The following is a 26446-nucleotide window of genomic DNA, read 5'->3' as shown; positions in this document are numbered from 1 at the left end:
AAGCAGACCCGTGGCGAGTGATACGCAGGGACGTGAGCAGGACGCCAAGCGCCGCTCGCGCCGGGACCCCGAAGGCCGGATGGCTCTCGGGGAGCATCTCGTCGAACTCCGCAACCGCCTGGTGATCAGCGCGATCACCGTGCTGCTCCTCGCGATCGTCGGCTGGTTCGTCTTCCCCTGGGTGTTCGAGGCGTTGAAGCGACCCTTTGCTCTTGCCTCGGAACAGGGGCTCAAGGCCAACTTGAATTTCCAGAGCATCGGAAGCGGTCTCAGCGTCAAGCTCCAGATGTCGGCGTATGTCGGCTTGCTGCTCTCCTCGCCGATGATCATGCTGCAGATCTGGCTCTTCGTGATGCCGGGCCTGCATAAGAACGAGCGCAAGTACGCGGTCGGCTTCTTCGGCTCCGCGATCCCGCTGTTCTTCATCGGCTGCGCCGCCGGCTACTGGGCCGTCAACCAGCTCGTCCCCGTGCTCCTGAGCTTCACGCCGGATGCCGACCAGGTCGAGCAACTGATCACGTACGACGAGTACTTGAACATGCTCGTGAAGACGATGCTCGCGTTCGGCATCGCCTTCGTGATCCCGGTGGTCATGGTGCTGCTGAACTTCCTCGGCATCGTCCGCGGCAAGACGATGCTCAAGGCCTGGCGCTGGATCATCTTCCTCAGCGTCCTGTTCACCGCCATCATGGTTCCCACTCCCGAGCCGATCACCCTCCTGGCGATGTCCGCGGCCATGGCGAGCCTCTTCTTCGCCGCCATCGTCATCGCCCTCCTCCACGACCGCCGCAAGGGCGTGGATGAGGAGGACGAGCTCGACGACGACCAGGCGAGCAGCCTCGACGATGGCCCCTCCTCGCTCGATGAGGACGACGGCCGGTGAGCAGACTCCGGGTCGGGCTGCTCTCGAACCCGACAGCGGCCCTGGGCACAGCTCGACGGGTCGGCCGGCAGGTCGGCGACCTGCTGCGGCTCGCAGGGATCTCGGTCGTGGACCTCTCCGGTCCCTCCGCGCACGTGGCACGGGCCCGGGCGGAGGAGGTGCGCGATACTCTCACCGCCCTCGTGGTCGTCGGCGGCGACGGCACCGTCGCCCTCGGCGCCGAGATCGTCGCCGGCAGCCCCGTCCGCCTGGGGATCGTCCCGGCCGGCAGCGGCAATGATCTGGCTCGGGCCCTCGGCCTGCCCCTGAACGACCCGGAGGAATCCACCCGGATCCTCCTGCATGCCCTCTCGCGCCCCGTGGTCACGGTCGACGCCATCGAGGTGGTCTCCACCGGGGAGCACGCCCTGCCTCACCGCTCCATCGCGCTGGGCAATGTGAACCTCGGCTTCGACGCGCTGGTCAACGCCCGTGCCAACAGCTCCCAGCACTCCCACACCGTGCGCTACAAGACCGCCGTCCTGCGGGAGCTGCCCGCCTTCAAACCCTTCCCCTACTGGATCGAGGTCGACGGCGGCCCGCGCCAGGAACTCGACGCGTCGATCGTCACCATCAGCAACTCCGGGATCTTCGGCGGCGGGATGCGCATCGCCCCCCAGGCCCGCCTGGACGACAGCTCGCTCGAGCTGATCACGCTCGAGGGGATCGGCCGTGCCGAGCTGCTCAGATTCTTCCCGCGGGTCTTCCGCGGCACCCATACGTCCGTCCCCGGCTTCGCGATCCGACCAGTCCGCGAGGTCACGATCGGGCTGCGCCATGGACGAGCTCTGCGCGCCTACTCCGACGGGGAGGCCCGCACCCTGCTTCCCCTCACGGCCCGGATCCTGCCCGGGGCTGTGAGGCTCCTGGCCGATCTCACCCCGGAGGATGCCTCATGACCTCTCCCTCTGAGCAGTACGCCCGCTGGGCGGCGGAAAAGGAGCTCGCGGCTTCCGAGCTCGGCGCCTTCACCGACCGGTACGAGTTCGCGCTCGACGACTTCCAGCTCTCCGGATGCCGGGTCCTCGAGGGCGGCAGCTCCGTGCTCGTCGCCGCGCCGACGGGGGCCGGCAAGACGGTGGTCGGGGAGTTCGCCGTGCACCTGGCGATCGCGCACGGTCGCAAGGTCTTCTACACCGCTCCCATCAAGGCGCTGTCGAACCAGAAGTTCGGCGAGCTGGTCGACTGGCTCGGCCACGACCGGGTGGGCCTGCTGACCGGTGACACCTCGATCCGGCCCGATGCCGACGTCGTGGTCATGACCACCGAGGTGCTGCGCAACATGCTGTACGCCGGCTCGTCCCTGCTCGAGGGTCTCGGCTTCGTGGTGATGGACGAGGTGCACTACCTGGCCGATCGCCTGCGCGGACCGGTGTGGGAGGAGGTCATCATCCACCTCGACCGCTCGGTGCAGCTGGTGGCCCTCTCGGCGACGGTCTCCAACGCCGAGGAGTTCGGCGCCTGGCTGCAGGAGGTGCGCGGTGCCACCGAGATCGTCGTCTCCGAGACGAGGCCGGTGCCGCTGTGGCAGCACGTCGTCATCGGTGACGAGCTGATGGACCTCTTCGTCGACGCCGACGGGGAGGCCGTGGTCTCCCACGGCCCCGGCGTGCGCGGCGACCGGCAGGTCAATCCGGAGATCGAGCGGATCACCTCCTTCTCGCTCCCCGTCGACGAACGCTCCGGCGGCCCCCGGGGCCGGGCCCCCAGCGGCCGCAAGGGCACCCGGGGTCGGCACCGCCCGCGCGGCTCCGGCCAGCACAAGCCGCCGCATCTGCGCACAGGCGGCGGGCCCGGCAGCACTCACGGGAGCAATCGCCCGAGCACGGTCCCGCGGCCGGCCCGTCGGCCCGAGGTGATCGAGATGCTCGACGACGCCGACCTGCTGCCGGCGATCATGTTCATCTTCTCCCGGGCGGGCTGCGAAGGGGCGGTGCAGCAGTGCACGCGCGCCCGCCTGCGGCTGACCGACGAGACCGAGCGCCGCGAGATCCGCCGCGTTCTCGATGAGCGCCTGGACGGCATCGGCGTCGAGGATGAGGAGGTCCTGGGGATCCCCGCCTTCCGCCGCGCCGTGCTCGACGGCTACGCCGCCCACCACGCCGGAATCCTGCCTCTGCTCAAGACGGTGGTCGAGGAGCTGTTCGCCCGCGGCCTGCTCAAGGCCGTCTTCGCGACGGAGACCCTCGCGCTGGGCATCAACATGCCCGCGCGATCCGTGGTGCTCGAGAAGCTCGTGAAGTTCAACGGGGTCGAGCACGCCGACCTCACTCCGGGGGAGTTCACCCAGCTCACTGGGCGCGCGGGTCGCCGCGGCATCGACACGGAGGGGCACGCGATCGTGGTCGCGGGCGGCCGGTTCGACGCCCACGCCGTCGGCTCCCTCGCCTCCCGCCGCACCTATCCGCTGCGCTCCGCCTTCCGGCCCACGCCGAACATGGCGGTCAACCTCCTGGACCGCTTCGACCTCTCCAGAGCCCGCGAGACGCTCGAGACCAGCTTCGCCCAGTTCCAGACGGACCGCTCCGTGGTGGGCCTGGCGCGTCGCGCCCGCGAGCTCGAGGACACCGCAGAGTCCTATCGCGAGGCCGTCACCTGCGACCGGGGCGACCTCTCGGAGTATGCGGAGATCCAGGAGCGGATCACCGCGAGGGAGAAGACCCTCTCGCGGGCCCGCGCCGCCGCCGACGGCGACCGCACCCGGTCCGTGCTCGGCTCGCTGCACCGCGGTGACGTGATCGCGCTTCCCGGAGGCAAGCGCCGCGGCTACGCGGCCGTGCTGGGCGTGGACCGCCACGTGCTCGGCGGCCCCCAGGTCGATCTGCTCGACACCGAGGGCCGTCGGCGCAGCCTGCGACCCGGCGACGTCCCGTCCCCGCCCGCGGTCATCGACTCCCTGCGCCTGCCGAGCCAGGATTCGCTCGGCAGCGGCAAGGTGCGCAAGGACACCGCCGCCGCGCTGCGCCGGTCCCTGTCCGGGCGCGACGACCCTCGCCGCGAGGTCCGCGCCCGCGTCGACCGCACCCCGTCCACCGCCGCGAACGACGAGGAGCTGCAGCGGCTCAAGGCAGCTCTCGCAGAGCACCCCTGCGCCGACTGCCCGGAGCTCTCCTCCCATCTGCGCTGGGTGGGGCGCTGGCGCAAGGCCCGCCTCGATCTCAGCGGCGTGCAGCGCCGCATCGAGGGACGAACGAGCTCACTGGCCCGTCAGTTCGACCGGCTCACCGACCTGCTGCAGGAGCTCGGCTATCTGGAGCGCGAGGGCGAGGAGCTCGTCCCCACAGCCAGCGGCCTGCGGCTGCGGCACCTGTTCAGTGATCGGGATCTGCTGATCGCGGAGTGCATCGAGCACGGCGCCTGGCAGGGGCTGGACCCGGCCGGTCTGGCCGCGGTGGTCTCAGCGGCCGTCCACGAGGCCCGTCGGGACGACCGCGCCCCGGAGGCCATCGCGGACCCGGCGGTCGACGCCGCCCTGGCCGCGTCCGCCCGGATCGCCGCCGACCTGCAGGTCGCCCAGTCCCGCCACGGGCTCGACGCGACCCCGCCCCCGGATCCCGCGATCTCGGCGATCGTGCACCGCTGGGCCCGCGGCGACCACTTCGCCGCAGCCCTGAACGGGAGCGATCTGCCTCCCGGTGACTTCGTGCGCCATTGCCGTCAGGTCATCGACCTGCTGTCCCAGCTCACCTCAGACCAGCAGCTCGGTGCCGCGGCACGGGCGGCGATCGCGTCCGTGCGCCGCGGGCTGGTCGCCCAGGAGATCGATCGATGAGCTTTCTCCCAGGCGCGCACGACATCCTGGGGGACGTGACCGAGACCGACCGCGCCGCTCAGCCCATCCAGCCAGCCCAGCCCGTGCTCTACACCGGCATCGTGCTCTACAGCAACCAGGATCCCGAGGCCTCGGCGATGCTCGTCTCCGGCGGTCTGATCGCCTGGACGGGCCCCGAGGACACCGCCCGGGTGATCCATGACGATGCACAGATCGTCGATGCCACCGGCTGCCTGGTCACCCCCGGGTTCGTCGATGCCGCCGCCACTGCCGACGGCTCGGCGCCGGATCCGGGGATGGACGCTGACGCCGCCGCCCGTGGGATCGTGCTGCGACTGCCCGGTCCGACGGGGGAGCGCGACGGCGTGCGGGTCATCGCCCCGGCCACCGAGGACGCCGACTATCTCGACCTGGCCTCTGCCGGGGTCCCGGTCGCGTTCGGCTCCGCCGGTGATCCCGACGCCGCCGATCCGTGGGACTGGGTGCGCGGCGCCACCCGTCGGCCGCCCGCGGACCAGCGGATCAGCGACCGCGCCGCCTTCCTCGCGGCCTCCCGCGGAGGCCAGCGGGTCGCCGGCGCCCGGCATCCGGGCACCCTGCAGACGGGCATCGAGGCGACCTTCGTGATCTGGGAGCCGTGGGATCTCACCGTCCAGTCCCGTGCCGAACGGGTCGACTCCTGGTCCACGGATCCCCGTTCCCGCACGCCGCTGCTGCCGGACCTGGATCTGGGCACCCCTCGGGCACTGCGCACCGTGGTCGGGGGGCGGATCGTCCACGACCGGCTCGGGCAGGGGAGGGCATGACGCCGCAGCCCCGGGACGACGTCGATCCGACGCCCTGGCCCGCGGCGCTGATCTGCGGGGCGGCGGGCGGCCTGGCTGCACTGGCCGCCTTCCCGCCGTACGGGATGTGGATGCTGCTGCCCGTCTCGTTGGCCCTGCTCTCGGCGGCCCTGCTCACCCGGTCCGGGTGGGTCGCGGCGCTGGCCTCGCTCGCCTGGGGCGTCGCCTTCTTCGTCCCGCTGACGGCCTGGGCGAACACCTATGCCGGCACAGCGCCCTGGATCGCACTGGGTGTCTTCGAGGCCCTGTTCATCGTCCTGTTCGGCCTGCTGGCCCGCGTCGTGCTGGTGCGTCGCGGTCTGTGCCCCACCTCGGCGCTGGTGGTCTCCGCCCTCTGGGTCGGGGTCGAGACGCTGCGCAGCCACGCCCCCTGGGGCGGTCTGCCCTGGGGCGCCTCCGCCTTCGCCCTCGGCGACTCGCCGCTGCTGAACCTCGGTCCGTGGATCGGGATGGCCGGCCTCTCCTTCGTGGTCGCCTTCCTGGGGCAGATGATCCTGCACGGCGCGCTGTCGCTGCTGGGGCGTCGTCACCGCGGCCTGACCGGCTTCGCCGGCGTCTGGCCCTTCGCGCTGGCCGTCGCAGCGATCCTGGCGACCGTCGTGGTCCCGCACCCCGTCAACCGCGCCCCGGTGGACCGGCCCACGATGACCGTCGCCGGGATCCAGGGCTCCATGGAACGGATCGATCCCGCCACGATGGTCATGCCGGACGACGTGTTCGAGAACCATCTCGCCACCACCCGCACCCTGATCGAGTCGACCTCCCTCGAGGGCCGGCAGCTGGACCTGATCGTCTGGCCCGAGGACTCCACCGGCTATGACCCCCGGCAGGATCCCTGGATGGCGGACCAGCTGACCGCGGCCGCGGCCGACGCCGGAGCCCCCGTCCTCATCGGCACCCAGGCCGCGGTCGGGGAGTCCGAGCGCCTGAACCAGTCGGTGCTCTACACCTCCGACGGATCCACCCCGTACGCCTACTCCAAGCGGCACCCCGTGCCCTTCGGCGAGTACATCCCGTCCCGCGACTTCTTCCGGACGCTGTCCGACAAGGTCGATCTCGTCGCCCGCGACATGATCCCCGGCGAGGAGGTCGGGGTCATGGGCATGGGCGAGCTCGGCGTGGGAGAGGACTCCGTCGGCGTGCTGATCTGCTTCGAAATCGCCTACGACAACCTGGTCACCGACGCCGTCCACTCCGGCGCCGAGGTGATCGTGGTCCAGTCCAACAACGCCCTCTTCGGCGATTCCCACGAGGCGATCCAGCAGCTCGCCGAGGCGAAGGTGATGGCGGTGGTCTCCGGCCGCAGCGTCGTCCACGTCTCGACCGTCGGCCAGTCCGCGATCTTCACCCCCGAGGGCCGACGGCTGGACTTCGTGGGTCATTGGGAGCAGGGTGCGGTCCTCGCCGACGTGCCTCTGCGCACCGGGATCACCCCGGCCGTCGCCGGCGGCCCCTGGATCGCCGTGGGGATCTCCGCCCTCGGTCTCCTCGGCCTGCTGGGCGCCCTCTCCGGCCGACGACGCGCGCTTGCCCCGGCCCCCGCCCGCCGACGCCCGAGGAGCTGACCGTGCGACCCTCCACCGCCCCGCTGCCGCCCACCCTCGTCGTGATCCCCACCTATGACGAGCGCGAGGCGCTGCCCGGCACGCTCGCCCGACTGCGCGCGGCGGTGCCCGCCGCCCATGTGCTCGTCGTCGACGACTCCTCGCCCGACGGCACCGGGGACTGGGCCGATGACGTCGCCGCCCGGGACGAGAACGTCCACGTCCTGCACCGCGCGGGCAAGGAAGGTCTCGGACCCGCTTATCTGGCCGGCTTCGCCTGGGGTCTCGAGCGGGGCTACGAGCAGCTCGTCGAGATGGATGCGGATGCCTCCCACCGCCCCGAGCAGCTGCCGTCCCTGCTCGAGGCCGTGCGGCGCGGGGCGGATCTGGCGATCGGTTCGCGCTGGATGCCCGGCGGCCACGTGCACGACTGGCCGCTGCGCAGACTGCTGCTCTCGCGCGGGGCGAACGTCTACGTGCGGGCGGCGCTGGGGCTCGGGGTCCGCGATGCGACCGCAGGCTTCCGGGTGTTCCGGGCCGAGCTGCTGCAGGGGCTCGTGCACGGCGACGTCGCGTCCCAGGGGTACTGCTTCCAGGTCGACATGACACGTCGGGCCCGGGCCGCGGGAGCCGTGATCAGCGAGGTGCCCATCGATTTCGACGAGCGCACCGAAGGGGCCAGCAAGATGTCCCCGCGCATCGTGCGCGAAGCGCTGGTGCTGGTCACGCTCTGGGGACTCTCACACCGCACCCAGCAGGCTCTGAACCTCCTGCGTTAATCTGGGTGACCCCGAGAGCCACAGGAAGGGATCTCGTATGAGCACCGCACCGGGCGCCGCCCCTCGCCCCACCGCAGAGACCTCCGGGTCCACCCGCAGCAGCTCGCGCTGGGGAAGGCTGCTCCCCGCCGCGATCGTCGTGCTGGGCCTGCTCGAGCTCACGATCCTCGTGCTCATCGGCGTCAACACCAGCCTGTGGTGGTCGGTGCTGATCATCGCTATCGGGTGGGTGATCGGCGTGGCCCTGCTGGTCGCCGCCGGACAGCAGTCCTTCGTCCGGCTGCGCTCCCTGGTGCGGGCCGTGCGTGGTCACGGGGACATCCAGGACCACCTCTCGCGCCCCGCCTTCACGCTGCTCTCGGCCGTGTTCTTCTTCTTCCCCGGGATCCTCACCGATCTCATCGGACTGGTGCTGCTGGTGACCCCGGTGCAGCGCAGGTCGGTCGCGGCGATGGGCCTGGGCGGCGGATCCGCCGGTGCGCGCAGGGTGCTCTACCGCCGCTCCGGGGAGGGAGTCATCGACGGGGAGATCATCCTGAACGCACAGAAACCGCCGCGCGGCGGCGACGACAGCACCCCGCCGACCATCTCGCAGGGCTGACTGCCCGCACCGGACAGAGCACAGCGCCCCCGCTCCGCCATCACGGCAGGAACGGGGGCGCTGTCCGTGCAGCGTCTCAGAGGTTGCGGCGCTGGTGCAGCTTGCCGGCTCGCAGGAGCGCGAGACGCTGATCGAGGAGCACCTGCAGGTCCTCCTCGCTGCGACGCTCGAGCAGCATGTCCCAGTGGGTGCGGATGGGCTTGCCGGGCTTCAGCTCCGGGCGCTCGTGGTCACGCAGCAGCGCGGAGGCGCCGCAGCGGCACTCCCAGACGGCCGGGACATCCGCCTCGACCGAGAAGGGGAGGACGATCGTGTGTCCGTTGGGGCAGTCGTAGACCGACTCCTGACGGGGTGCGGCGAGGACGCCTTCGTCGGTCTCCATGGAGAGGGAGCCCAGTCGGGTGCCTCGGAGGCTGCGGCTGTTCATGCGGTTCTCGCTTCCTGCCGGGGGATGGTGGTGGGCGGGCGGGGTCCCGCCCGATGAGGTCTATGGGGTGACAACGCCCGAGGGCCCGGAAATGTTCCGCGGTGTCGAGGAGCGCTCACTCGCCGTCGATCAGCTCGGAGAGCAGATCGACACGATTGCTGATAATACCATCCACCCCGTTGACCAGGAGATTCCGCATGGTCACAGGGTCATCGACGGTCCACACATGCACCTCGCAGCCCGCGCGATGGGCGGCGGCGACGTTGGCCGCGGTGACGATCGGCAGCCCCTGGTAGCTCTCGGGCACCTGGAGCGCCGCATAGGGGGCCAGGAGCCGCCGGATGAGAGCATCCGGGGCCTCGGCGGCCCGGGCGGCCAGGAAGGACGCGATGACGGGGCGCGCCGGGCTCCGCACCGGAAGGATCCCGGTGGCGGCCTGCACGGTCCGCACCGTGCGGCGCACGACGGCGTGGTCGAAGCCGGCGATGCACACGCGGTCGGCGCTGCGCGTGCGGGCGATCGCCGCGACGGCCGGTCCGATCGCAGAGGCCGCCTTGACATCGATGTTGATCGGCACGTCCCGGAAGGTCCCAAGCACGTCCTCGAGCATCGCGAGGGGCTCGTCCCCGCTCAGGCGCACCGCCCCAGCCTCGGCGGCGGTGAGCTCGTCGATCCGTCGCTGATCCCCGGCAAGGCGGGCCAGGTCCTCGTCGTGCACGGCCAGGGCCAGTCCGTCGGAGGTGGCGCGAGTGTCTGTCTCGAGCATGTCCGCGCCGGCGGCCAGGGCCGCCTCGAAGGCGCGCAGGGTGTTCTCGGGGACGTCCAGCGCGAGTCCGCGATGGGCGATGCGGCGCGGTCGGGGTCCGGGCAGGAACCGGGAACCGGGGGCCGGGGGACGATCACCCGTCCCGGTGGTCGATGAGTGCATCTTCTTCCTCCTCGTCCTGACCGCGCGGCCGAGAATGGGCGGCCCGGCGCGGTCGATGATCGGTGGTGGTGCGGGCAGGAGCACCCTCGTCTGCGGTGCCGTCGGCGCTCGCGCCCTCGCCCTCGGCCTCGTCCAGGTCCTGGATCGTGCGCCGCGTGCGATAGATCAGCGCCGCCGGGAAGAACAGGGCGAAGATCCACCATTGGAACGCATAGGAGAGGTGGGGGCCGAGCCCGGTCTCGGGGTCCGGCAGCGCCGCGGGCCGCGGGTCGGACGGATCCTCCGCCTCGAGGTCGCCGTACGCGCCGCGGACGAGGGTCCCGTCGTGCTCCGGCAGCAGGCCGTCGATCTGCGGAGGGTTGACGGAGTGGACCTGGCCCGGGGGGATCTCCCGGTCCAGCGTCGGCTCCGCGGGCCGCAGCCGCACGGTGATCTCCTGCTCGCCCTCGGGGACCGGTGGTGCGGAGACGGGCTCGGAGACATCTCCCTGGGAGTTCACCCAGCCGCGCACGACGAGCAGGGTGGTCCCGTCCTCGGTGCGGTAGGGCACCAGCTGCCAGAAGCCGACCTGGCCGTCGAGCTGGCGGTTGCGCACGTACAGCAGGCACTGCGCATCGGTGCAGTAGCTGCCGCGGAGGGTGACCGGGGTCCAGTCGTCCTCCGGGGCGAGCGCCGACTCCGGGGAGGGGAGGACGTCCTGGAGAGGCACCGGCTCCGCGTCGAAGTTCGCGTGGATGACGTCGGCGACATCGCGCTTGTGCTCGAAGCGCCCGAACTGCCAGAACCCGAGGCCGATGCAGAGCGCGGAGGCGAGCAGCACGGCGAGCACGGCGAACAGGGTCTCACGGCTGACGAGGACGCGCCGGAGGGTGGAGCGTCGGGTCATCCGAGGACCGGCGCATCCGTCGCGCTCCCGGCGGCGAGCATCGAGACCTCGTGGATCCCGTGGTCCATGAACCCGGCGGATTCGGCGATCCTGCCCGGGAGGTCCTCGATCGCGAAGTCGACCAGCAGCACGAACATCACGGCGGTCAGCGCGGCGAGCACGAAGCCGAGGGCGGTCACCGTGATCGTCACGCCCAGGCGGAGCTTCGGGCGGTTCCTGACCGGCTTCGCCGGCGGGAAGCCGTAGTCCTCGTCCTCGAGATGGTTGTCGGACCACATGCCGGGGTTGATCACGGAGACGGGATAGGTCTCCACCCGCTCCCGGGGCCGGGCGCCGCTGGCCGGGACGTCCTCGGAGTCCAGCAGCGGAGAGCCGCCGGTTCCCTCAGCGGCCTCCGGCACCCACAGCCGCCACCCGGCCGGGATCGGGCCCCAGGTGTACTGGGGTCGGAAGTCCGCCGGCGGGTTCCATCCGTCATGCGGTGGTTCCGGCCAGTTCGGCGGGGGGTTGAAACGCTGGGTCACGCAGGGATGTCCCAGGTGTACACGTCGACGTAGTTGTCGTACTGGAGCGTGTTGCCCCCGGCTCGCACGAAGTCGTAGAGGAGGACGATGGTGTAGGTCTCGCCCTTCGTGAACTCGTAGCTCGAGTCGTAGTCGCGACCCGAGTTCGCGAGCCCGTAGCTCTCCGAGGATTCGTCCACCGCGCCGCCGTACGGGGTCATCACCTGGAAGTAGTAGGCCGGGAACGCCATCTGGCCCTCGGTGACGGTCAGCTCGGCGGTGACGACGAGGTACTCGCCGTTCTTCGCCTTCTCGACGGTGCCGCCGTAGCTGCTGGGGAGATCCTCGGCCTTCTTCCATTCCGTCTGGACGGCGAGGCTCCCGGAGCCGTTCTCTCCGGTGATCTCCTTCGCCTCGGCGGCATCACCGATCGCGGGCAGGTCAGTGGTCGGCTCCGGCGAGACCGGCTCCTCGGAGTCGGAGGTGCTCTCCTCCTCGGGAGTGGTCTCCTCCTGGGAGGTGGTGGTCTCCCCGTCACCGCCGGCGGTCTTGGAATCGTCGCGGAACAGGAAGATGCCGCCGACGACCGCGACGATCAGCGCGACGACGAGGAACAGCACGATGCAGCCGACCCACCAGAAGCGGGCGATCGCCCCCTTCTTGGGAGCCTCCCCGGTGGCGGTGGTGGCGGTCCACCCCGAGTCCGTCGCCGGGCTGCCCGCCATCGAGTTCGCGGAATCCTGGCCGAACGCGGGTGACGCCGGGTAGTCGGACCCGGAGGGAGTGCCATAGCCCTGGTGCTGCTCGTCGTATCCGGCCGTCTGCGCGGACGCCGGGGACCCATAGGGGGCAGGGGACCCGTACGGAGCGGGCGCAGCGGTCCCGTACGGCTCAGCGTCCGCCACCGGCTCCGCCGACTCGTACGGGGCCTGCTGGGCCAGATCGGCCTCGAGGTCCGGTCCCGGGTACTCATCGGTCGCAGGAGCCTCAGCGTCCTGTGCAGAAGGATCCTGCTCGGGAGCGCCCGAGACCACGGTCCCGGCCTCCGATGCGTCCTGGGCGGCCTCCGCCTCCTGAGACGGCGACGGGACGGGCTGCTCGTCCTCCGGAGCGGAGGAGATCACGGTGCCGTCGTCGGAGTCGTCGGAGTCCGGCATGTCCTGGGGCTCAGCATCCTCCGGCACGGACGGCTGCTGCGCCGGCCCGGCGGCAGGCGCCTGATCCTCCTCCTGGATCCAGAAGTTCCAGCCCTCCGGCGCGGGTCCCCACGACGGATCCGGCTGCCATCCCGGGGGCGGGCTCCATGAGGCGTCGTCGATCTGCCAGTTCGGCGGAGGATTGAAACGGTAAGCCATCTGGATAGCACCTTCCGAGGCTGAAGTTCGTGGCCGGGCTTCCCCCCAAGGATCCCGGTGTGGTCTTGCCCGTATCGTAGAGCACTGCGGCCTGCCGAGACTGCATGGTGCATCTCGGGGCCCACCCCACGAAAAGTTCTCCGCAATCCCGCAAGGAGCCCAGATGTCCGACGCCATCACCGAGCCGCGCAGTGTCCTGATCACGGGAGGCAGCCGGGGAATCGGCTACGCCATCGCCGAGGAGTTCCTGCGCCGTGGCGACAAGGTCGCGGTCACCAGCCGCTCCGGGCAGGGCGGCCCTGAGGGCGCGCTCACCGTCGCCGCGGAGGTCACCTCCGGCGAGAGCCTCGACGCCGCGGTCAAGGCCGTCGAGGAGGCTCACGGGCCGATCGAGGTGCTCGTCGCCAACGCCGGGGTCACCGATGACCAGCTGCTGCTGCGGATGAGCGACGAGTCCTTCGAGACCGTCCTGGACACGAACCTCACCGGGTCCTTCCGCACCGTCAAGCGGGTCATCAAGTCCATGATGCGCAAGAAGAAGGGGCGCATCGTGCTGATCGGCTCGGTGGTGGGCCTCTACGGCTCGCCGGGACAGGTCAACTATGCGGCGTCCAAGGCCGGTCTGCTCGGCATCGCCCGGGCCACCACCCGGGAGCTGGGTTCGCGCGGCATCACCGCGAACGTCGTCGCCCCCGGCTATATCGACACCGAGATGACCGCGGCGCTGGCTGAGGACGTGCAGGCCTCCTACAAGAAGGCGATCCCGGCCGGTCGCTTCGCCGACCCCGAGGAGGTGGCCCGCGTGGTGGCCTTCATCGCGAGCGACGAGGCGTCCTACATCTCCGGTGCCGTGATCCCCGTCGACGGCGGCCTCGGCATGGGACACTGATCCGGTTCCCCGGTCCGAGGACCGCACCCCACAACGAAGGCGTGAACGTACCCCCATGTCATCTTCCGACCCCGCCAGTCGCCTCCTGCTGCTGATGCGTCACGGCAAGGCGGACGCCGGCTCCGGACAGCCGGACCACGAGCGTCCCCTCGCCGAGCGCGGGCTCACCCAAGCACGACTGGTGGGGGAGTACCTCGCCTCTCAGAACGTGCACCTGGCACAGGTCCTCGTCTCCGACTCGCTGCGCACCACGCAGACCTGGCAGGCCGTCCTCTCGCAGATGCCGGGCTTCGACGGCGCCGTGTCCTTCGAGGACGAGATCTACCTCGGCGGGGTCGGCGAGGTCGTCAACCTCCTGCACGGGGTCGACGACCAGCACGGCGCCGTGATGGTCATCGGCCACGAGCCGACGATGGCCTCGCTCATGGCACTGATCGGCGACGACGACTCCGATCCCGGATCCGTCGCGCAGGCACGGCTGGGCATGCCCACCGGCGGCATGGGAGTGCTCTCGGGACGCCTCGAGCACTGGTCGGACCTCGGGGAGGACTCCCTCACGCTGCACACCATCGTGCGCCCCTGAGAGGTCCTCTCAGCGGGCCGCGGCGAGCAGGTGCGGCCAGGCGTCCAGCAGGGACTCCCCGTCGAGGGCCACGTCGGCCACCTCGCGCAGGGTCGGCTTCGCCCGGAAGGCGATCCCGGTCCCCGCGGCCTGCAGCATCTCGCGGTCGTTGGCGCCGTCGCCCATGGCGACGATCCGTGCGGCGGGGACGTCGTAGGTGGTGGCCAGCTCCTCGAGCATGCGCCGCTTCGCGGCGCCGTCGATGATCGGGCCCGACACCTTCCCGGTGAAGTGGCCGTCCACGATCTCGAAGCGGTTCGCGAGCACATGATCGATGCCGCTGTTCGCGGCCAGCTCGTCGATCACCTCGTGGAATCCTCCGGAGACGAGAGCCGTGATCCAGCCGTCGGCCTTCGCACGGCGCACCAGCTCGAGCACTCCCGGCGTGGGCACCAGCACTTGGCGCACCTGCTCCAGGACCGACTCGTCGAGCCCCTCGAGCAGCGCGACCCGGGCGCGCAGCGACTGCGCGAAATCGAGCTCCCCGCGCATCGCGGCGGTGGTGATCTCCTCGACCTGATCACGCACCCCGGCATGCTCGGCGACGAGCTCGATGACCTCCTGGGTCAGGAAGGTCGAATCGACGTCGGAGACCAGCAGCCCGGTGACCGCCGGGCTGCCGGATGCTGCGGCGGTCACGGTTCGAGGACCGTGCCCTTGCCGATCACGGTGATCCCGGAGTCGGTGACCACGAAGCCGCGGGCCCGGTCCTTCGCGACGTCCAGACCGATCTGGGTGCGCGGCGGCACCACGACGCCCTTGTCGATGATCGCGCGGTGGATCTGGCAGTGGCGGCCGATGGACACGTCGTCCATGATCACCGAGTCCGAGATGCTGGACCAGGAGTTCATCCGCACCCCGGGGGAGACCACCGAGTTCGACACCTGGGCCCCGGAGATGACCACTCCGGGCGAGATCAGGGAGTCCACCGCCGTGCCCACACGGCCCGGGCCGGCGTGCACGAACTTCGCGGGCGGCTCGTTGCGGTGGCCGGTGTAGGTGGGCCAGTCATAGTTGTAGAGGTTGAACACGGGGTGGATCGAGATCAGATCCATGTGCGCCTCGTAGAACGCGTCCAGCGTGCCGACGTCGCGCCAGTAGTCGCGGTCGCGGTCGGTGGAGCCGGGCACGACGTTGTGGATGAAGTCGTAGACGCCGGCGGAGTCCTGGTCCACGAAGTAGGGGACGATGTCGCCGCCCATGTCGTGCTTGCTGTCGTCGTCCTCGGCGTCGCGCGTGACGGCCTCCATGAGGGCGTCGGCGGTGAAGACGTAGTTGCCCATCGACGCGAGGACGGAGCCGGGATCGTCGGCGAGCCCCTCGGTCACCGTCGGCTTCTCGACGAAGGCCTTGATCGTGGTGGGGTCTGACGGATCCGTCTCGATCACGCCGAACTGGTCGGACTGCTCGACCGGCTGGCGGATCGCGGCGACCGTGCAGGCCTTGCCGGATTCGATGTGCGCATCGACCATCTGGGAGAAGTCCATGCGGTAGACGTTGTCGGCGCCGACGACGACCACGTACTCCGGCTTCTCGTCATGGATGAGGTTCAAGGACTGGTAGATCGCGTCCGCAGAGCCGCGGAACCAGTGCTTGCCCATGCGCTGCTGGGCGGGCACCGGGGCGACGTAGTTGCCCAGCAGCGAGCTCATGCGCCAGGTCTGCGCGATGTGCTTGTCCAGCGAGTGCGACTTGTACTGGGTCAGGACGACCATCCGGAGATAGCCGGAGTTCGCGATGTTCGACAGCGCGAAGTCGATCAGGCGGTAGATGCCCCCGAACGGCACAGCGGGCTTGGCCCGGTCGAGGGTCAGCGGCATCAGCCGCTTCCCCTCACCGCCGGCGAGGACGATGGCGAGGACCTTTTTGGACGACATAATGCGAGGATAGACCAGACGTGGCACTGGTCACGCCCCCTCGGGGATTTTCGGACGCTCGCTGGAAGCCTGAAGCACGAAGGAGTCGGACATGCGCGTGGATCTGTTGACGAAGGAGTACCCGCCCGAGGTCTACGGAGGTGCCGGGGTGCACGTCGCCGAGCTGACCCGGGTGCTGCGCCCGTCCATCGACGTGCGGGTCCGGGCGTTCGGAGCGGAGCGTGAGGAGGAGGGCACCTCCTCCTACAGCGCGCCGGCCGAGCTCGAGGGCACCAACGCCGCCCTCTCGACGCTGGGCACCGACCTGCTCATGGCGGCCGACTGCGCCGGGGCGGACCTCGTCCACTCCCACACCTGGTACGCGAACTTCGCCGGGCACATGGCCTCGCTGCTGCACGGGGTGCCGCACGTGCTCTCCGCGCATTCGCTCGAGCCGCTGCGTCCCTGGAAGGCCGAGCAGCTCGGCGGCGGCTACCGCGTGAGCTCCTTCGCCGAGCGCACCGCCTATGAAGGGGCGGCCGGCGTCATCGCCGTCTCCGGCGGCATGCGCGAGGACATCCTGCGCGCCTATCCCTCGGTCGACCCCGACAAGGTCCATGTTGTCCACAACGGGATCGACATCGAGGAGTGGTCCCCGAACCCCGAGACCTCCGCCCTGACCTCGCGAGGCATCGACCCGGACGCTCCCACGATCGTCTTCGTCGGCCGGATCACCCGTCAGAAGGGCCTGCCCTACTTCCTGCGCGCCGTGCGCGAGCTGCCCGCCGACTACCAGGTGGTGCTCTGCGCCGGCGCCCCGGACACCCCGGAGATCGCCGCGGAGGTCGACGGCCTCGTCGGCGAGCTCCACGCCGAGCGCGGCAACGTACACCTGATCACCGAGATGCTGCCCCGCCACGAGCTCACCCAGATCCTCACCCACGCCACCACCTTCGTGTGCCCCAGCGTGTACGAGCCGCTGGGCATCGTGAACCTCGAGGCGATGGCCTGCGGCACCCCGGTGGTCGCCTCCGCCACCGGCGGCATCCCCGAGGTCGTGGCCGACGGGGAGACCGGCTACCTGGTGCAGCTCGAGCAGGTCACCGACGGCACCGGCACGCCGGTCGACCCCGACCGCTACGTCGCGGACCTCACCGCGGCGCTCGTGAGGATGGTCTCGGACCCGGAGCGGGCCCGCGAGATGGGCGAGGCCTCCCGGCATCGCGCCGCCGAGCACTTCTCGTGGACCTCGATCGCCGAGCGCACGCTCGAGGTCTACAGGACGGTCATCGCGCAGGGCGTCTGATCAGGAGGCGATCCGCTCGACGGCCTCGATGAGCGCCCCGCGGGCGACATCGTGCAGCTCGTCGAGCAGCCCGCGCCGGGCGAGCGCCTCGGCCAGGTGCACGGTGTGCCCGTGCCCGTCGTCGATCTCGGACCGGGTCAGCAGGAGAGTGCGCGCGGCGAGCACCAGCAGATGCGCGTCCCCTGCGTCGACATGGCGGGGGAGAGCCGTCGAGATCCAGGTGGCCGGGATCCTGGCCGGCTCCACCGGCTCGTCCGGCACCAGATCCAGCTCGATGCTGCCGTCGGCCGCCCGGCGCAGCGCACGCAGCAGCTCCTCGCGGGCATGACCGGAGCTGGCCGCCGGCGGGACCTGAGTGCCCACGGGCGCGGCGTGACGTACCCAGCTCACCGCGTTCATGCTCCCGCTTGGATGCCCCACGGGCGTGACGACCGGGATCAGCGTGTGGTCCGCGATCCCGGCGGCGGTCACCACGATCGCCGATTCCGCCTCGATCGCGGCAGGTATCGCCGCCGGCGGGCCGACGAGGCCGGCGATGCGACCGGGCGCGGGGAGCGCCAGGCGCAGCTGGGCGAGGGGGAGCCGGCGCAGCCCGGTCATCCAGTCGAAGAGGTCCACCCCCTCGTCGCCGGGTCCGCTGCGGCCCACGCCGTAGCTCATGTCGGCGGCGTCGTCGGGCCCGAGGTCACCGTGCAGATAGGTCGAGGCCCACAGGGCCAGCACCGCGGCCCGGGGCAGCGCGACGAGGTCCCTGCCGGCGGCCGCCTCGCTCACGCGGCCCCGTCCGCCGCCGCGACGAACACGGCCTCGCGCTCTGCGGTGTCGACGGAGTCGAGGCGCACCCGCACCACCTCGCCCAGCGCCGCATCCATCGGCACCCAGGCGGTGACCGGGGGCTCGGAGAGCTGGACCTCGACGCGGGTGGGCGTGCCGTCGTTCCCGTCCTTCGCCGGACTCGCCTCGCGCCGCTCGATCACGGTCGCCTCGAAGGTCTCGCCCGTCCAGGCGGCGAGCGCCGCGGCCTCCACCAGGTCGATGGCCCGGCGCTCGAGATCGCCGGACCGGGCCCCGGTGACCCGCATCGCCTCGGGGATCTCGGCGAGCGCGGCGAGCAGCTCGGCCGAGGGCTCCGTGCCCTGCACATGGGCGTGGCACACGAGCAGCACGAAACGATCCACGAGCCGCCGCAGGGGCGCCGTCGTATGCGCATAGGGAGCGGCGATCGCGGCCTGCTCCGGATCCTCCGGGACCTCCTCGGCGCTCGTGAACGCCGCATACGAGGCGCCGCGGAAGAGTGCGGTGGCGTGGTTGAGCAGCGCGAGATGCGCCGGCTCGTGCCAGTCCAGCGACCGCAGGAAGTCCCCGTAGGCCTGGTCGGTCGCCCACGGGATGCCGAGCACCTCGGCCTGACGGCGGAAGCGGTCCACGGCGCTGTCCTCAGCGGGCGGCATGGTGCGCAGGATCCCGGAACCGTGCTCGAGCATCAGCTGCGCCGCGGCCATCCCGGTCATCAGCGAGATCTGGGCGTTGGCGTCCTCGATCGGTCGGGGTCGGCGCCAGGTCAGGCGCACGTGGTCGCCGTCGGCGACGACCTCCTGCTCGGGCACGTTCAGGCTCGCCCCGCCGCGGGCGGACTCCAGCTGCGCGCGTAGTGCTCCGATCTCCTGCAGCAGGACCATCATCGGGTGGCCGTTCCCGTGCTCGAGATCCTCCTGCACCTGGTCATAGGCGAGCTTCTCGACCGAGCGCACCTGCGAGCGCTCGAGGTCGATCGTCCGCACCTCGCCGGCGGCGTCCAGGTCCAGGACCCACACGAAGGCAGGGGAGGACTGGTCGGGGAGCAGGGAGGCGACTCCCTCGGAGAGCACCTCGGGGTGCAGGGGGATGCGCCGGTCCGGGAGGTACAGGGGCTCCCCACGACGGCGCGCCTCCTGGTCCAGGGCGCTGCCGAGATCGACGAACCAGGGAACATCCGCGATCGCATAGAGCACGCGGAACCCGTCGTCGGTGCGTTCGAGGTGCATCGCCTGGTCGAGGTCGGTCGAGCTGGCGGGGTCCAGGGTCACGAAGGGCACCTCGGTGCGGTCCGTGCGCGCGGAGCTGTCGAGCTGCCGGCCGGCGGCCTGCTCTGCCTCGGCGAGGACCCCGGCGGGGAAATCGAGCGGGATCTCGTCCGCGGCGGCGGCCAGGAGGGCGTCGATCCCCTCGCGGATCACGTCGGCGGCGACCGATCCTCGCGGGGCGGTCAGGGACACGGGGCGGTGCGACACTACGGCCTCCTGGAGGGGTGGTTCGGGCCCGGCCAGCTTACGGGGATCGAGCGGGCGAACGGGAAGGGTCCAGGAGGTCACAGCACGGCGAAACCTGAGGCCTCCCGAGGATTTCCTGGGCATTCCCGGGACGGGATCTCCGCAGGCCGATAGCGTTCCGGAGGCGCCAGCGAGCGCTCTCCCGATCCCCGACCTCGTGAAGGACCTCTCGTGCCGCTCCATCCCGGCTCACGCATCCGCCTCCTCACCGCCGCGATCGCCGCCGTCGGGGTCCTCGTCACCGGTCCAGCACTGGCCGAGGTCCCCGCGGCGAAGGACGGCTCCGGTCTGCAGCTGGACACCGCCTCCAGCGCGCCGGATCTGGTGACCGGCGGCGACGCCCTGATCGAGATCTCCTCCGAGCACAACGTCCCGCACGACCGCGTGGAGGTCACCCTGAACGGGGAGGACGTGACCTCGGCCTTCACCTGGGACGAGAACCGCGAGGTGCTGGTCGGCCGCGTCGACGGCATGGACCTGGGCGAGAACCTGCTGCGCGCCGCGCTCCCGGGGCAGGCCCGGGGCGCCGACGAGCTCACGGTGATCAACCATCCGGACGAGGGACCTCTGTTCAGCGGCCCCCACGAGCAGCCCTTCGCCTGTGAGACCCAGGATTTCGAGGTGCCCGGCACCGACGAGACGCTCGGCGAACCGCTCGACGAGAACTGCTCGATCGAGGACCGCGTCGATCACGTCTACTACACGACTGCCGGCACCTGGGAGGCGTTCCCCGAGGACGCCACCGACTACCCCGACGACCTCGCGCGCACCACGACCGACGAGGAGATCGAGGTGCCGTTCATCGTGCGCCTCGCCCACGGCACCGCCAACCGCGGCATCTTCCAGCACGCCGCGCTGCACGATCCGCTCACGGAGGACCCGGTGACCCCGGCGGCCCGGCCCGCAGGCTGGAACGGCGAAGTGGTCTACACCCTCGGCGGCGGATGCGTGGACGGCTGGTACCGCCAGGGGCCGACGACCGGCGGGGTGCTCGACCCGCGGGTGCTGTCGAAGGGCTACGCCATGGTCTCGTCGTCCCTGAACGTGTTCGGCAACAACTGCAACGATCTGCTCACCTCGGAGACCGCCCAGATGACGAAGGAGGAGTTCATCGAGACCTATGGCCGCGACGACTTCACCATCGGCCTCGGGGCCTCGGGAGGCTCGTACCAGGGCCACCAGGCCGCGGACAACTACCCCGGGATCTTCGACGGCATCGTCGTCGGCGCCTCCTTCCCGGAGGTCGGCTTCGGCACGATCGATTCCATCACCGACGCCCGACTGCTGCAGAACTACTTCGCGGGCGGCGCCGACGTCGACTGGACGCAGGAGCAGAAGCGACAGGTCACCGGGTTCCAGACCCTCGCCACCATGGACAACGTCTCCGGCGGCGCGCTGCGCATCGATCCGCGCGAGTTCTGCCCGCCGACCCTGCCCCAGGAGCAGCGCTACGACCCCGAGACCAATCCGACCGGGGTGCGCTGCGACGTCTACGACCACACCGCGACCATCTACGGCACCGACCCGGCCACGGGCTTCGCACTGCGGCCGCTGGACAACGTCGGCATCCAGTACGGGCTGGCCGCACTGGCCGACGGGACCATCGACGTCGAGCAGTTCCTCGACCTCAACGACGCCATCGGGGGCTACGACCAGGACGCGAACTTCCGCCCTGAACGCTCCGTCGCCGACCTCCCCGCCGTCGAGGCCGCCTATCGCACGGGGCGCCTGACCGATGGCGGCCAGGGACTCGCGAGCACCCCGGTCATCGACTACCGCGCCTACGCCGACGAGAAGCCGGCGGGGGACATCCACATCAGATATCACACCAGCTCGATGCGGGAGCGCCTGCGCGACGCGAACGGCTCGATCGAGAACCACGTCAGCCTGCTCGAGGACGACCGGTACGGCCTGTTCTCGACCAAGAGCCCGCTGCTGATGCACGCCCTGACCGAGATGGACGCCTGGCTCACGGAGCTCGAGCCGACGGACGACCTCCAGGACCGGCCCACGCTCACGGAGATCGGAGCGGCTCGCCCGGACTCCCTCGTCGAGGGCTGCATGGATCAGGGCGACGAGCCCGAGTTCCACGCGATGACCCTGGACCGCGATCCCGCCTCCGCGTGCGAGCAGCTCTACCCCTCGGCGAGCTTCCCCCGGGAGGTGGCCGGTGAATCGGTGAAGGCCGACGTCATCGCCTGCACCACGTCGGAGCCCGTACGGGCCGAGTACCCGGTCGAGTTCACCGACGAGCAGTGGGAGCAGCTCCTGGCCGCGTTCCCCGACGGCGTGTGCGACTACACGCTCCCGGGGCGCGGCGAGGTCGAGCATGCGGGGACCTGGCAGCGGTTCTGACGATAGGCTCGGAGCATGTCCGTCGCAGCAGCCTCCCTGACCGATGTCGTCGTGCGCCGCAGCGGGCGCAACATCCTCGATTCCGTGACCCTCGAGATCGCCGAGGGCGAGCGCTGGGCGGTGCTCGGCCCCAACGGCGCCGGAAAATCGACGCTGGTGCGCCTGCTCTCCGCCCGGATGCATCCCACCTCCGGCACCGTCGAGATCATCGGCGAGCAGCTCGGCAAGGTCGACATCTTCGAGCTGCGCCCCATGATCGGTCTGGCCAGCCAGGAGCTCGCCGACACCATCCCGGTCGAGGAGACCGCGGAGAACGTGGTGGTGACCGCCGGCTACGGCGTGGTGGGCCGCTGGCGCGAGCAGTACGACGAGATGGATCTCGAGCGGGCCCGCACCCTGCTCGCGGCTTTCGGCGTCGGCGATCTCGCCACGCGCATGTTCGGCACCCTGTCCACCGGTGAGCGCAAGCGGGTGCTCGCCGCCCGCGCCCTCATGACCGACCCCGAGGTGCTGCTGCTGGACGAGCCCGCCGCCGGCCTGGACCTGGGCGGCCGCGAGTCGCTCGTGCGCACCCTGGGCCGCCTCGCGAAGGACCCGGCGACGCCGGTGACCGTGCTGGTCACCCACCACGTCGAGGAGATCCCGCCGGGCTACACGCATGTGGCGCTGCTGCGCGAGGGCGGCGTCGTGGCCGCCGGCCCGATCGAGGAGACCCTCACCTCGCAGAACCTCACCCGCACCTTCGGCCTGCCGCTGATCGTCGAGCAGCGCGGCGAGCGGTACACCGCCCGCTCCCTCTCGCTGGACTGACCCGGCGGTGGAGCACGCACAGCTACAGCGGATCACCGACCTCGGCGATCCGGCCCTGGACGACTACCTGCGCATGACCGACGTCCGGCTGCGCTCGCGCGTCGAGGTCGAGCGCGGCCTGTTCATGGCCGAGAGCTACGAGGTCATCTCCCGGGCGGTCGACGCCGGGATGGAGCCCCGCTCCTTCCTCATGTCCGAGAAGTGGAAGGACAAGTTCGCGCCGTTGTACGAGCAGTTCCCCGAGGTGCCCGTGTATGTGGGCGACGGGGACCTCATCGAGCAGTTCACCGGCTTCCACCTGCACCGCGGCGCACTGGCCTCCATGCAGCGCCCGGTGCTTCCCGAGGTCGCGGAGGTGCTGCGCACCGCTCGCACCGTCGCCGTGATCGAGGACATCGTCGACCACACCAACGTCGGAGCCCTGTTCCGCTCCGCCGCGGCGCTCGGGGTCGACGCGGTGCTGGTCACCCCGCAGTGCGCGGACCCGCTCTACCGCCGCTCCATCCGGGTGTCGATGGGCACGGTCTTCCAGGTGCCGTGGACGCGCCTGGAGGCCTGGCCCCGCGACGGCGTGGAGCTCCTGCACGAGGCAGGCTTCGACGTGCTCGCGCTCGCCCTCACCGACGGCGCCGTCGCGCTCGAGCACCTGGACCTGGGACCGGATCGCAAGGTCGCCTTCGTGCTCGGCGCGGAGGGCCACGGGCTGAAGCCCGCCACCCTGGCAGCGGTCGACCAGCACGTCGTGATCCCGATGGCCGGGGGAGTGGATTCCCTGAACGTCGCCGCCGCCAGCGCTGTCGTGTTCTGGCAGCGCCGCGCCGCGCTCATCGCCTCCGGCGCGCCAGCAGGCTGATCGCGTTCGGCAGGCGGCCGTCCCAGGCCGCCGCCGGGTTCTCGTCGTCCGGCATCCAGAACGGATCCGGATGCTCCGCCAGGTGCAGGAGCTCGAACCCCGCGCCGAGCACCGTCATCACGAGCTGCGCGAGGGTGCGCTGGTGCTCCGTCGCCCCGCGGGCCGGGAAGGTGTCGTTGACGTGGCTCGCGGCGAAGTAGCTGCGATCCTCCCGCACCCTCGCCTCGTCGTGGTCCCAAGCCCACAGCGGCACCAGCGGATGCCCCTCATAGACGAACAGATGCCCACCTGGCCTCAGCAGCCGGTGCATCTCCGCCGCCCACGCGTCGAGATCGGCCATCCAGATCAGGGCGCCCTTGCCGGTGTAGACCAGATCCGCACTCTGCGCGGGTCGGCCGGTGTCAGGCAGCTCGGCCAGCTCGTATCGACACTGCGCGCCCAGCTCGTCGGCCCGACGCTGGGCGGCCGCGACCGCCGTCGGGCTGTAGTCGAGCCCGAGCACGGAGTGCGCCCCGAGCCGGATCAGGGCGTGGTCGTCGAGTCCGTGCCCGCTCTGCGGATGCAGCACCTCAGCATCCTCGATCAGAGGCCGGAGCTGCTCCTCCTCGATCGGCAGCAGCCGCGCCGTGCGGGCCTGCTCGAGATGCTCCGCGTACTCCCGCACATGCTTCGAGGAGGCCTCGTCCCAGGCTCGTCGGGTGTCGTCATAGGTGCTCATCACCCGAGGCTAGAGCGCCACGGAGCGTCGAGCGAGGGAATTCGTCCCGGATCCGTCGACGTCCGTGGCCGACAGTCAGTTGCGGGAGGACGAGCAGGCGGCGGCGACCTGCGCAGTGAGCACCCGGACCGGCTCGGGATCGTCGAGCTGCACGAACAGGACCCGATCACCGAACCAGGACGTACACCTCTCTACAAGCTGAAACGACTGTTGCATCGCGAACAGCTCGTTGAGACGATAATGATCCTCCTCCTGGAGATCACCGAGGGGGACGAAGGGGTGGAGCACTGTCACGTGCGCGGGGATCCCGTCGGCCGCAGCTCTGTCGAGCCGCCCCCGATGCCTCCCGACAGCGCTCGCGGCACCCGGGACCCTCAGCAGCAAGGCTGTCTCGTCGGTACTCTCCGTCGTCGCCATATCCTCGTCCTCAGTTCGCGATCTCGACCGTGATGAACTGCGGGAAGGTCAGCGTCGACCAGTACGACTCCGCCGCCTGGCCTGCTTCTAGGTAACCGATCTGCACGAGCCACGCGACCAGGACCATGCCATGCGTCGCGATGACGAGGTCGCTCCCTGGGTGGGCTTCGACCGCCTGGGCGAATCGTCGCCCCGCCTGGTCCGGAGTCTCCCAGTCGCGATGCCGATCGTCGAGCTCCCCGTGGATCCACGCTCCACGCCTCTCGGAGGAGAACTCATCGAAGGGTTCGCCCGGCCTGTGCACCTCACAGAATCCGATGTCTGCTGCCGGCTCTCTTCCGGCCATCAGTCGGGCGGTCTCGATCGCCTTCTGCTCCGTGCTGCTGAGGAGGATGGAGCCCGCGGGCAGCTTGTGACGCATCGAGCGGGCGGCGGCCCGGCCCTCAGAGCTCAACGTCCAGTGCGACGGCGGGAGCTGAGGGTCCGGGATCGGCATGGCGTGACGCAGCAGGTGCACCTGCCGTGTCCGCCCGGGCCCCCGCTCGCCGCCGCACGCCATGATCAGAGCGTGATCTGCAGCTTCACGTCCGTCGGGCGTCCTTCGAGGAAGCGCTCGAAGGCCTGCACGGAGTTGTCGAAGGTGAAGGTCTCCGAGACGAAGCGGGAGAGGTCCACGGCATCGCTCGCGGCGAGATCGATCGCCTTCTGGTAGACGTTCGCATACCGGAACACCGTCTCCAGGGAGATGCCGCGGCTCTGGGCGGTGGCGATGTCGAAGGGCACCGGGTCCACGGGCATGCCGACCAGGACGATGCGGCCGCCGGGGGCGGGCAGCGACCAGAGATTCTTGTACGCAGGAGCGGCACCGGTGGCCTCGAAGACCACCTGCGGCCCCCAGCCGCCGGTCTCCGCACGGACCCGTTCGCCGAGGTCCTCCTTCGTGGCGTCGACCGGGACGATTCCCTCGAGCCCGTCGAGCAGGGCGAGCTTCTCGGGGAGGACGTCGCTGATGTAGACCGTGCTGGCGCCTCCGGCGCGGGCGGCGATCGCAGTCATGATGCCGATGGTGCCGGAGCCGATGACTGCTGCGACGTCACCGGGCTTGATGCCGGCCTTGGTGGCGGCGAACATGCCCACGGAGAACGGCTCGATGAGGGCGCCCTCGGCGAAGCTGAGGTTGTCGGGGAGCTTGTAGGTGTACGCGGCGGAGTGGATGACCTCGTCGGTCAGGCAGCCGTCGACCGGCGGGGTGGCCCAGAACTGCACGGCGGGGTCGACGTTGTAGTTGCCTTCCTTCACCGCGCGGGAGGATGGGTCCGGCACGCCGGGCTCCATGGCCACGCGGTCACCGGGGGAGAGGTTGGTGACGCCTTCGCCGACCTCGACGACGGTGCCGGCACCCTCGTGGCCGAGGATCATCGGCTCTTCGACGACGAAGGGTCCGATCTTGCCGTCGGTCCAGTAGTGCACGTCGGAGGCACAGATCCCGACGGTGTGCATCGCGATGCTGACCTGACCCGGACCAGGGGAGCCGACGGGCTCGACCTCTTCGATGGACATCCGGTTCTTCTCCTGCAGCACGAGCGCGCGCATGGAACTCCCTTTCGACGTGATGTGTCCGAGGCCTCATGATCGCAGAGTCCTGGCACGTCAGGACGGGAGGCTCGAGGTGTGAGCAGGCGCGGACCTGTGGGAGAACGCGGTACCGGGAGCGTCGCCGATTCTGCCGGGGCACTCGGATGGCGGACG

At 70.6% G+C, this 26446-nt stretch carries 26 protein-coding genes; 13 read left to right on the top strand and 13 right to left on the bottom strand.

Annotated features, from left to right (window positions below; translation table 11 throughout):
• Nucleotides 1–10: 10 nt before the first annotated feature.
• From tatC to ABD093_RS04655, 7 genes are read left to right on the top strand one after another with little or no spacing between them, the layout of a single operon-like run.
• Nucleotides 11–883 (top strand): twin-arginine translocase subunit TatC, encoded by an 873-nt coding sequence (gene tatC, locus ABD093_RS04685; protein ID WP_319021547.1) that lies wholly within the window; start codon nucleotides 11–13, stop codon nucleotides 881–883.
• The gene (locus tag ABD093_RS04680) at nucleotides 880–1821 is read left to right on the top strand and encodes a diacylglycerol/lipid kinase family protein (protein ID WP_193117143.1); all 942 of its coding nucleotides are present in this window, start codon (nucleotides 880–882) and stop codon (nucleotides 1819–1821) included. Before tatC ends, ABD093_RS04680 begins: the two co-directional genes overlap by 4 nt.
• Nucleotides 1818–4694, top strand: coding sequence for a DEAD/DEAH box helicase (locus tag ABD093_RS04675; RefSeq protein ID WP_343922753.1), 2877 nt, complete (start codon nucleotides 1818–1820; stop codon nucleotides 4692–4694). Before ABD093_RS04680 ends, ABD093_RS04675 begins: the two co-directional genes overlap by 4 nt.
• A complete protein-coding gene (locus ABD093_RS04670) occupies nucleotides 4691–5500 on the top strand; it encodes a hypothetical protein (RefSeq protein WP_343922751.1) in 810 nt (269 codons plus the stop codon). Before ABD093_RS04675 ends, ABD093_RS04670 begins: the two co-directional genes overlap by 4 nt.
• The gene (gene lnt / locus ABD093_RS04665) at nucleotides 5497–7104 is read left to right on the top strand and encodes an apolipoprotein N-acyltransferase (RefSeq protein WP_343922749.1); all 1608 of its coding nucleotides are present in this window, start codon (nucleotides 5497–5499) and stop codon (nucleotides 7102–7104) included. The genes ABD093_RS04670 and lnt overlap by 4 nt, the downstream gene beginning before the upstream one ends.
• Nucleotides 7105–7106: 2 nt before the next feature.
• Nucleotides 7107–7862, top strand: a complete 756-nt coding sequence (locus ABD093_RS04660) for a polyprenol monophosphomannose synthase (protein ID WP_193117146.1) — start codon at nucleotides 7107–7109, stop codon at nucleotides 7860–7862.
• A 37-nt stretch (nucleotides 7863–7899) separates the two neighbouring features.
• Nucleotides 7900–8463, top strand: a complete 564-nt coding sequence (locus ABD093_RS04655) for an FxsA family protein (protein ID WP_193117147.1) — start codon at nucleotides 7900–7902, stop codon at nucleotides 8461–8463.
• A 76-nt stretch (nucleotides 8464–8539) separates the two neighbouring features.
• Here ABD093_RS04655 and ABD093_RS04650 read toward each other — a convergent pair whose 3' ends face one another.
• From ABD093_RS04650 to ABD093_RS04630, 5 genes are all read right to left on the bottom strand, one after another.
• Nucleotides 8540–8890 (bottom strand): RNA polymerase-binding protein RbpA, encoded by a 351-nt coding sequence (locus ABD093_RS04650; protein WP_193117148.1) that lies wholly within the window; start codon nucleotides 8888–8890, stop codon nucleotides 8540–8542.
• Nucleotides 8891–9005: 115 nt separating this feature from the next.
• Nucleotides 9006–9818, bottom strand: a complete 813-nt coding sequence (locus ABD093_RS04645; RefSeq protein WP_193117149.1) for a glycerophosphodiester phosphodiesterase family protein — start codon at nucleotides 9816–9818, stop codon at nucleotides 9006–9008.
• On the bottom strand, nucleotides 9790–10704 hold the full coding sequence (locus ABD093_RS04640) for an SURF1 family cytochrome oxidase biogenesis protein (protein WP_343922746.1): 915 nt from the start codon (nucleotides 10702–10704) through the stop codon (nucleotides 9790–9792). Before ABD093_RS04640 ends, ABD093_RS04645 begins: the two co-directional genes overlap by 29 nt.
• The gene (locus tag ABD093_RS04635) at nucleotides 10701–11228 is read right to left on the bottom strand and encodes a hypothetical protein (protein WP_193117151.1); all 528 of its coding nucleotides are present in this window, start codon (nucleotides 11226–11228) and stop codon (nucleotides 10701–10703) included. The genes ABD093_RS04640 and ABD093_RS04635 overlap by 4 nt, the downstream gene beginning before the upstream one ends.
• On the bottom strand, nucleotides 11225–12562 hold the full coding sequence (locus ABD093_RS04630) for a hypothetical protein (protein ID WP_343922744.1): 1338 nt from the start codon (nucleotides 12560–12562) through the stop codon (nucleotides 11225–11227). The genes ABD093_RS04635 and ABD093_RS04630 overlap by 4 nt, the downstream gene beginning before the upstream one ends.
• Nucleotides 12563–12725: 163 nt before the next feature.
• Between ABD093_RS04630 and fabG the strand changes: the two genes are divergently transcribed.
• A complete protein-coding gene (fabG, locus tag ABD093_RS04625) occupies nucleotides 12726–13451 on the top strand; it encodes a 3-oxoacyl-ACP reductase FabG (RefSeq protein ID WP_193117153.1) in 726 nt (241 codons plus the stop codon).
• A 55-nt stretch (nucleotides 13452–13506) separates the two neighbouring features.
• Entirely contained in the window at nucleotides 13507–14034 is a 528-nt protein-coding gene (locus ABD093_RS04620; protein WP_193117154.1) for a SixA phosphatase family protein, read from the top strand.
• Between the two features lie 9 nt (nucleotides 14035–14043).
• On the opposite strand, the gene serB is transcribed toward ABD093_RS04620, so the two are convergent.
• Nucleotides 14044–14712 carry a phosphoserine phosphatase SerB gene (gene serB, locus ABD093_RS04615; protein WP_193117155.1) on the bottom strand — a complete coding sequence of 223 codons (669 nt, stop codon included), beginning with the start codon at nucleotides 14710–14712 and terminating at the stop codon, nucleotides 14044–14046.
• Nucleotides 14709–15950, bottom strand: a complete 1242-nt coding sequence (glgC, locus tag ABD093_RS04610) for a glucose-1-phosphate adenylyltransferase (RefSeq protein ID WP_343922741.1) — start codon at nucleotides 15948–15950, stop codon at nucleotides 14709–14711. The genes serB and glgC overlap by 4 nt, the downstream gene beginning before the upstream one ends.
• A 91-nt stretch (nucleotides 15951–16041) precedes the next feature.
• On the opposite strand from glgC, the gene glgA reads away from it, so the two are divergent.
• The gene (glgA, locus tag ABD093_RS04605; protein WP_343922739.1) at nucleotides 16042–17235 is read left to right on the top strand and encodes a glycogen synthase; all 1194 of its coding nucleotides are present in this window, start codon (nucleotides 16042–16044) and stop codon (nucleotides 17233–17235) included.
• Here the strand turns inward: glgA and ABD093_RS04600 are convergent, their stop codons facing one another.
• Together ABD093_RS04600 and ABD093_RS04595 are read right to left on the bottom strand one after the other, a co-directional pair.
• On the bottom strand, nucleotides 17236–18009 hold the full coding sequence (locus tag ABD093_RS04600) for a hypothetical protein (RefSeq protein WP_343922738.1): 774 nt from the start codon (nucleotides 18007–18009) through the stop codon (nucleotides 17236–17238).
• The gene (locus tag ABD093_RS04595; protein WP_343922737.1) at nucleotides 18006–19505 is read right to left on the bottom strand and encodes an RNB domain-containing ribonuclease; all 1500 of its coding nucleotides are present in this window, start codon (nucleotides 19503–19505) and stop codon (nucleotides 18006–18008) included. Before ABD093_RS04595 ends, ABD093_RS04600 begins: the two co-directional genes overlap by 4 nt.
• A gap of 210 nt (nucleotides 19506–19715) precedes the next feature.
• On the opposite strand from ABD093_RS04595, the gene ABD093_RS04590 reads away from it, so the two are divergent.
• Genes ABD093_RS04590 through ABD093_RS04580 form a run of 3 tightly spaced genes read left to right on the top strand, consistent with a single transcriptional unit; the run spans nucleotide 19716 to nucleotide 23562 of the window.
• Nucleotides 19716–21899: a DUF6351 family protein gene (locus tag ABD093_RS04590; RefSeq protein ID WP_343922735.1), complete on the top strand. Its 2184-nt coding sequence runs from the start codon at nucleotides 19716–19718 to the stop codon at nucleotides 21897–21899.
• A gap of 15 nt (nucleotides 21900–21914) precedes the next feature.
• Entirely contained in the window at nucleotides 21915–22709 is a 795-nt protein-coding gene (locus ABD093_RS04585) for an ABC transporter ATP-binding protein (protein ID WP_193117160.1), read from the top strand.
• Between the two features lie 7 nt (nucleotides 22710–22716).
• On the top strand, nucleotides 22717–23562 hold the full coding sequence (locus ABD093_RS04580; RefSeq protein WP_319021549.1) for a TrmH family RNA methyltransferase: 846 nt from the start codon (nucleotides 22717–22719) through the stop codon (nucleotides 23560–23562).
• Here the strand turns inward: ABD093_RS04580 and ABD093_RS04575 are convergent.
• From ABD093_RS04575 to ABD093_RS04560, 4 genes are all read right to left on the bottom strand, one after another.
• Complete coding sequence (locus tag ABD093_RS04575; RefSeq protein ID WP_193117161.1) at nucleotides 23534–24280, bottom strand: class I SAM-dependent methyltransferase; 747 nt, start codon at nucleotides 24278–24280, stop codon at nucleotides 23534–23536. The two genes, ABD093_RS04580 and ABD093_RS04575, sit on opposite strands and share 29 nt — an antisense overlap.
• Before the next feature lie 75 nt (nucleotides 24281–24355).
• Entirely contained in the window at nucleotides 24356–24697 is a 342-nt protein-coding gene (locus ABD093_RS04570; RefSeq protein ID WP_193117162.1) for a 2'-5' RNA ligase family protein, read from the bottom strand.
• 10 nt (nucleotides 24698–24707) lie between these two features.
• A complete protein-coding gene (locus ABD093_RS04565) occupies nucleotides 24708–25214 on the bottom strand; it encodes a histidine phosphatase family protein (protein ID WP_193117163.1) in 507 nt (168 codons plus the stop codon).
• Between the two features lie 44 nt (nucleotides 25215–25258).
• Nucleotides 25259–26290 carry an NAD(P)-dependent alcohol dehydrogenase gene (locus ABD093_RS04560; protein ID WP_193117164.1) on the bottom strand — a complete coding sequence of 344 codons (1032 nt, stop codon included), beginning with the start codon at nucleotides 26288–26290 and terminating at the stop codon, nucleotides 25259–25261.
• Nucleotides 26291–26446: the final 156 nt, after the last annotated feature.

The organism is Brachybacterium tyrofermentans, from assembly GCF_039526165.1.
GTDB classification, from domain to species: Bacteria; Actinomycetota; Actinomycetes; order Actinomycetales; family Dermabacteraceae; genus Brachybacterium; species Brachybacterium tyrofermentans.
Note: the sequence above shows the minus strand (reverse complement) of the source record. Positions and strands in the feature narration are given on the sequence as shown.

Excerpts from the sequence above, each read along its gene's own strand:
- ABD093_RS04575 (WP_193117161.1), bottom strand. The coding sequence starts at position 24,280 with ATGAGCACCTATGACGACACCCGACGAGCCTGGGACGAGGCCTCCTCG.
- lnt (WP_343922749.1), top strand. The coding sequence starts at position 5,497 with ATGACGCCGCAGCCCCGGGACGACGTCGATCCGACGCCCTGGCCCGCG.
- ABD093_RS04640 (WP_343922746.1), bottom strand. The coding sequence starts at position 10,704 with ATGACCCGACGCTCCACCCTCCGGCGCGTCCTCGTCAGCCGTGAGACC.
- ABD093_RS04585 (WP_193117160.1), top strand. The coding sequence starts at position 21,915 with ATGTCCGTCGCAGCAGCCTCCCTGACCGATGTCGTCGTGCGCCGCAGC.
- fabG (WP_193117153.1), top strand. The coding sequence starts at position 12,726 with ATGTCCGACGCCATCACCGAGCCGCGCAGTGTCCTGATCACGGGAGGC.
- ABD093_RS04560 (WP_193117164.1), bottom strand. The coding sequence starts at position 26,290 with ATGCGCGCGCTCGTGCTGCAGGAGAAGAACCGGATGTCCATCGAAGAG.
- ABD093_RS04645 (WP_193117149.1), bottom strand. The coding sequence starts at position 9,818 with ATGCACTCATCGACCACCGGGACGGGTGATCGTCCCCCGGCCCCCGGT.
- ABD093_RS04570 (WP_193117162.1), bottom strand. The coding sequence starts at position 24,697 with ATGGCGACGACGGAGAGTACCGACGAGACAGCCTTGCTGCTGAGGGTC.
- glgA (WP_343922739.1), top strand. The coding sequence starts at position 16,042 with ATGCGCGTGGATCTGTTGACGAAGGAGTACCCGCCCGAGGTCTACGGA.
- ABD093_RS04630 (WP_343922744.1), bottom strand. The coding sequence starts at position 12,562 with ATGGCTTACCGTTTCAATCCTCCGCCGAACTGGCAGATCGACGACGCC.
- glgC (WP_343922741.1), bottom strand. The coding sequence starts at position 15,950 with ATGTCGTCCAAAAAGGTCCTCGCCATCGTCCTCGCCGGCGGTGAGGGG.
- ABD093_RS04650 (WP_193117148.1), bottom strand. The coding sequence starts at position 8,890 with ATGAACAGCCGCAGCCTCCGAGGCACCCGACTGGGCTCCCTCTCCATG.
- ABD093_RS04655 (WP_193117147.1), top strand. The coding sequence starts at position 7,900 with ATGAGCACCGCACCGGGCGCCGCCCCTCGCCCCACCGCAGAGACCTCC.
- ABD093_RS04620 (WP_193117154.1), top strand. The coding sequence starts at position 13,507 with ATGTCATCTTCCGACCCCGCCAGTCGCCTCCTGCTGCTGATGCGTCAC.
- ABD093_RS04675 (WP_343922753.1), top strand. The coding sequence starts at position 1,818 with ATGACCTCTCCCTCTGAGCAGTACGCCCGCTGGGCGGCGGAAAAGGAG.
- ABD093_RS04670 (WP_343922751.1), top strand. The coding sequence starts at position 4,691 with ATGAGCTTTCTCCCAGGCGCGCACGACATCCTGGGGGACGTGACCGAG.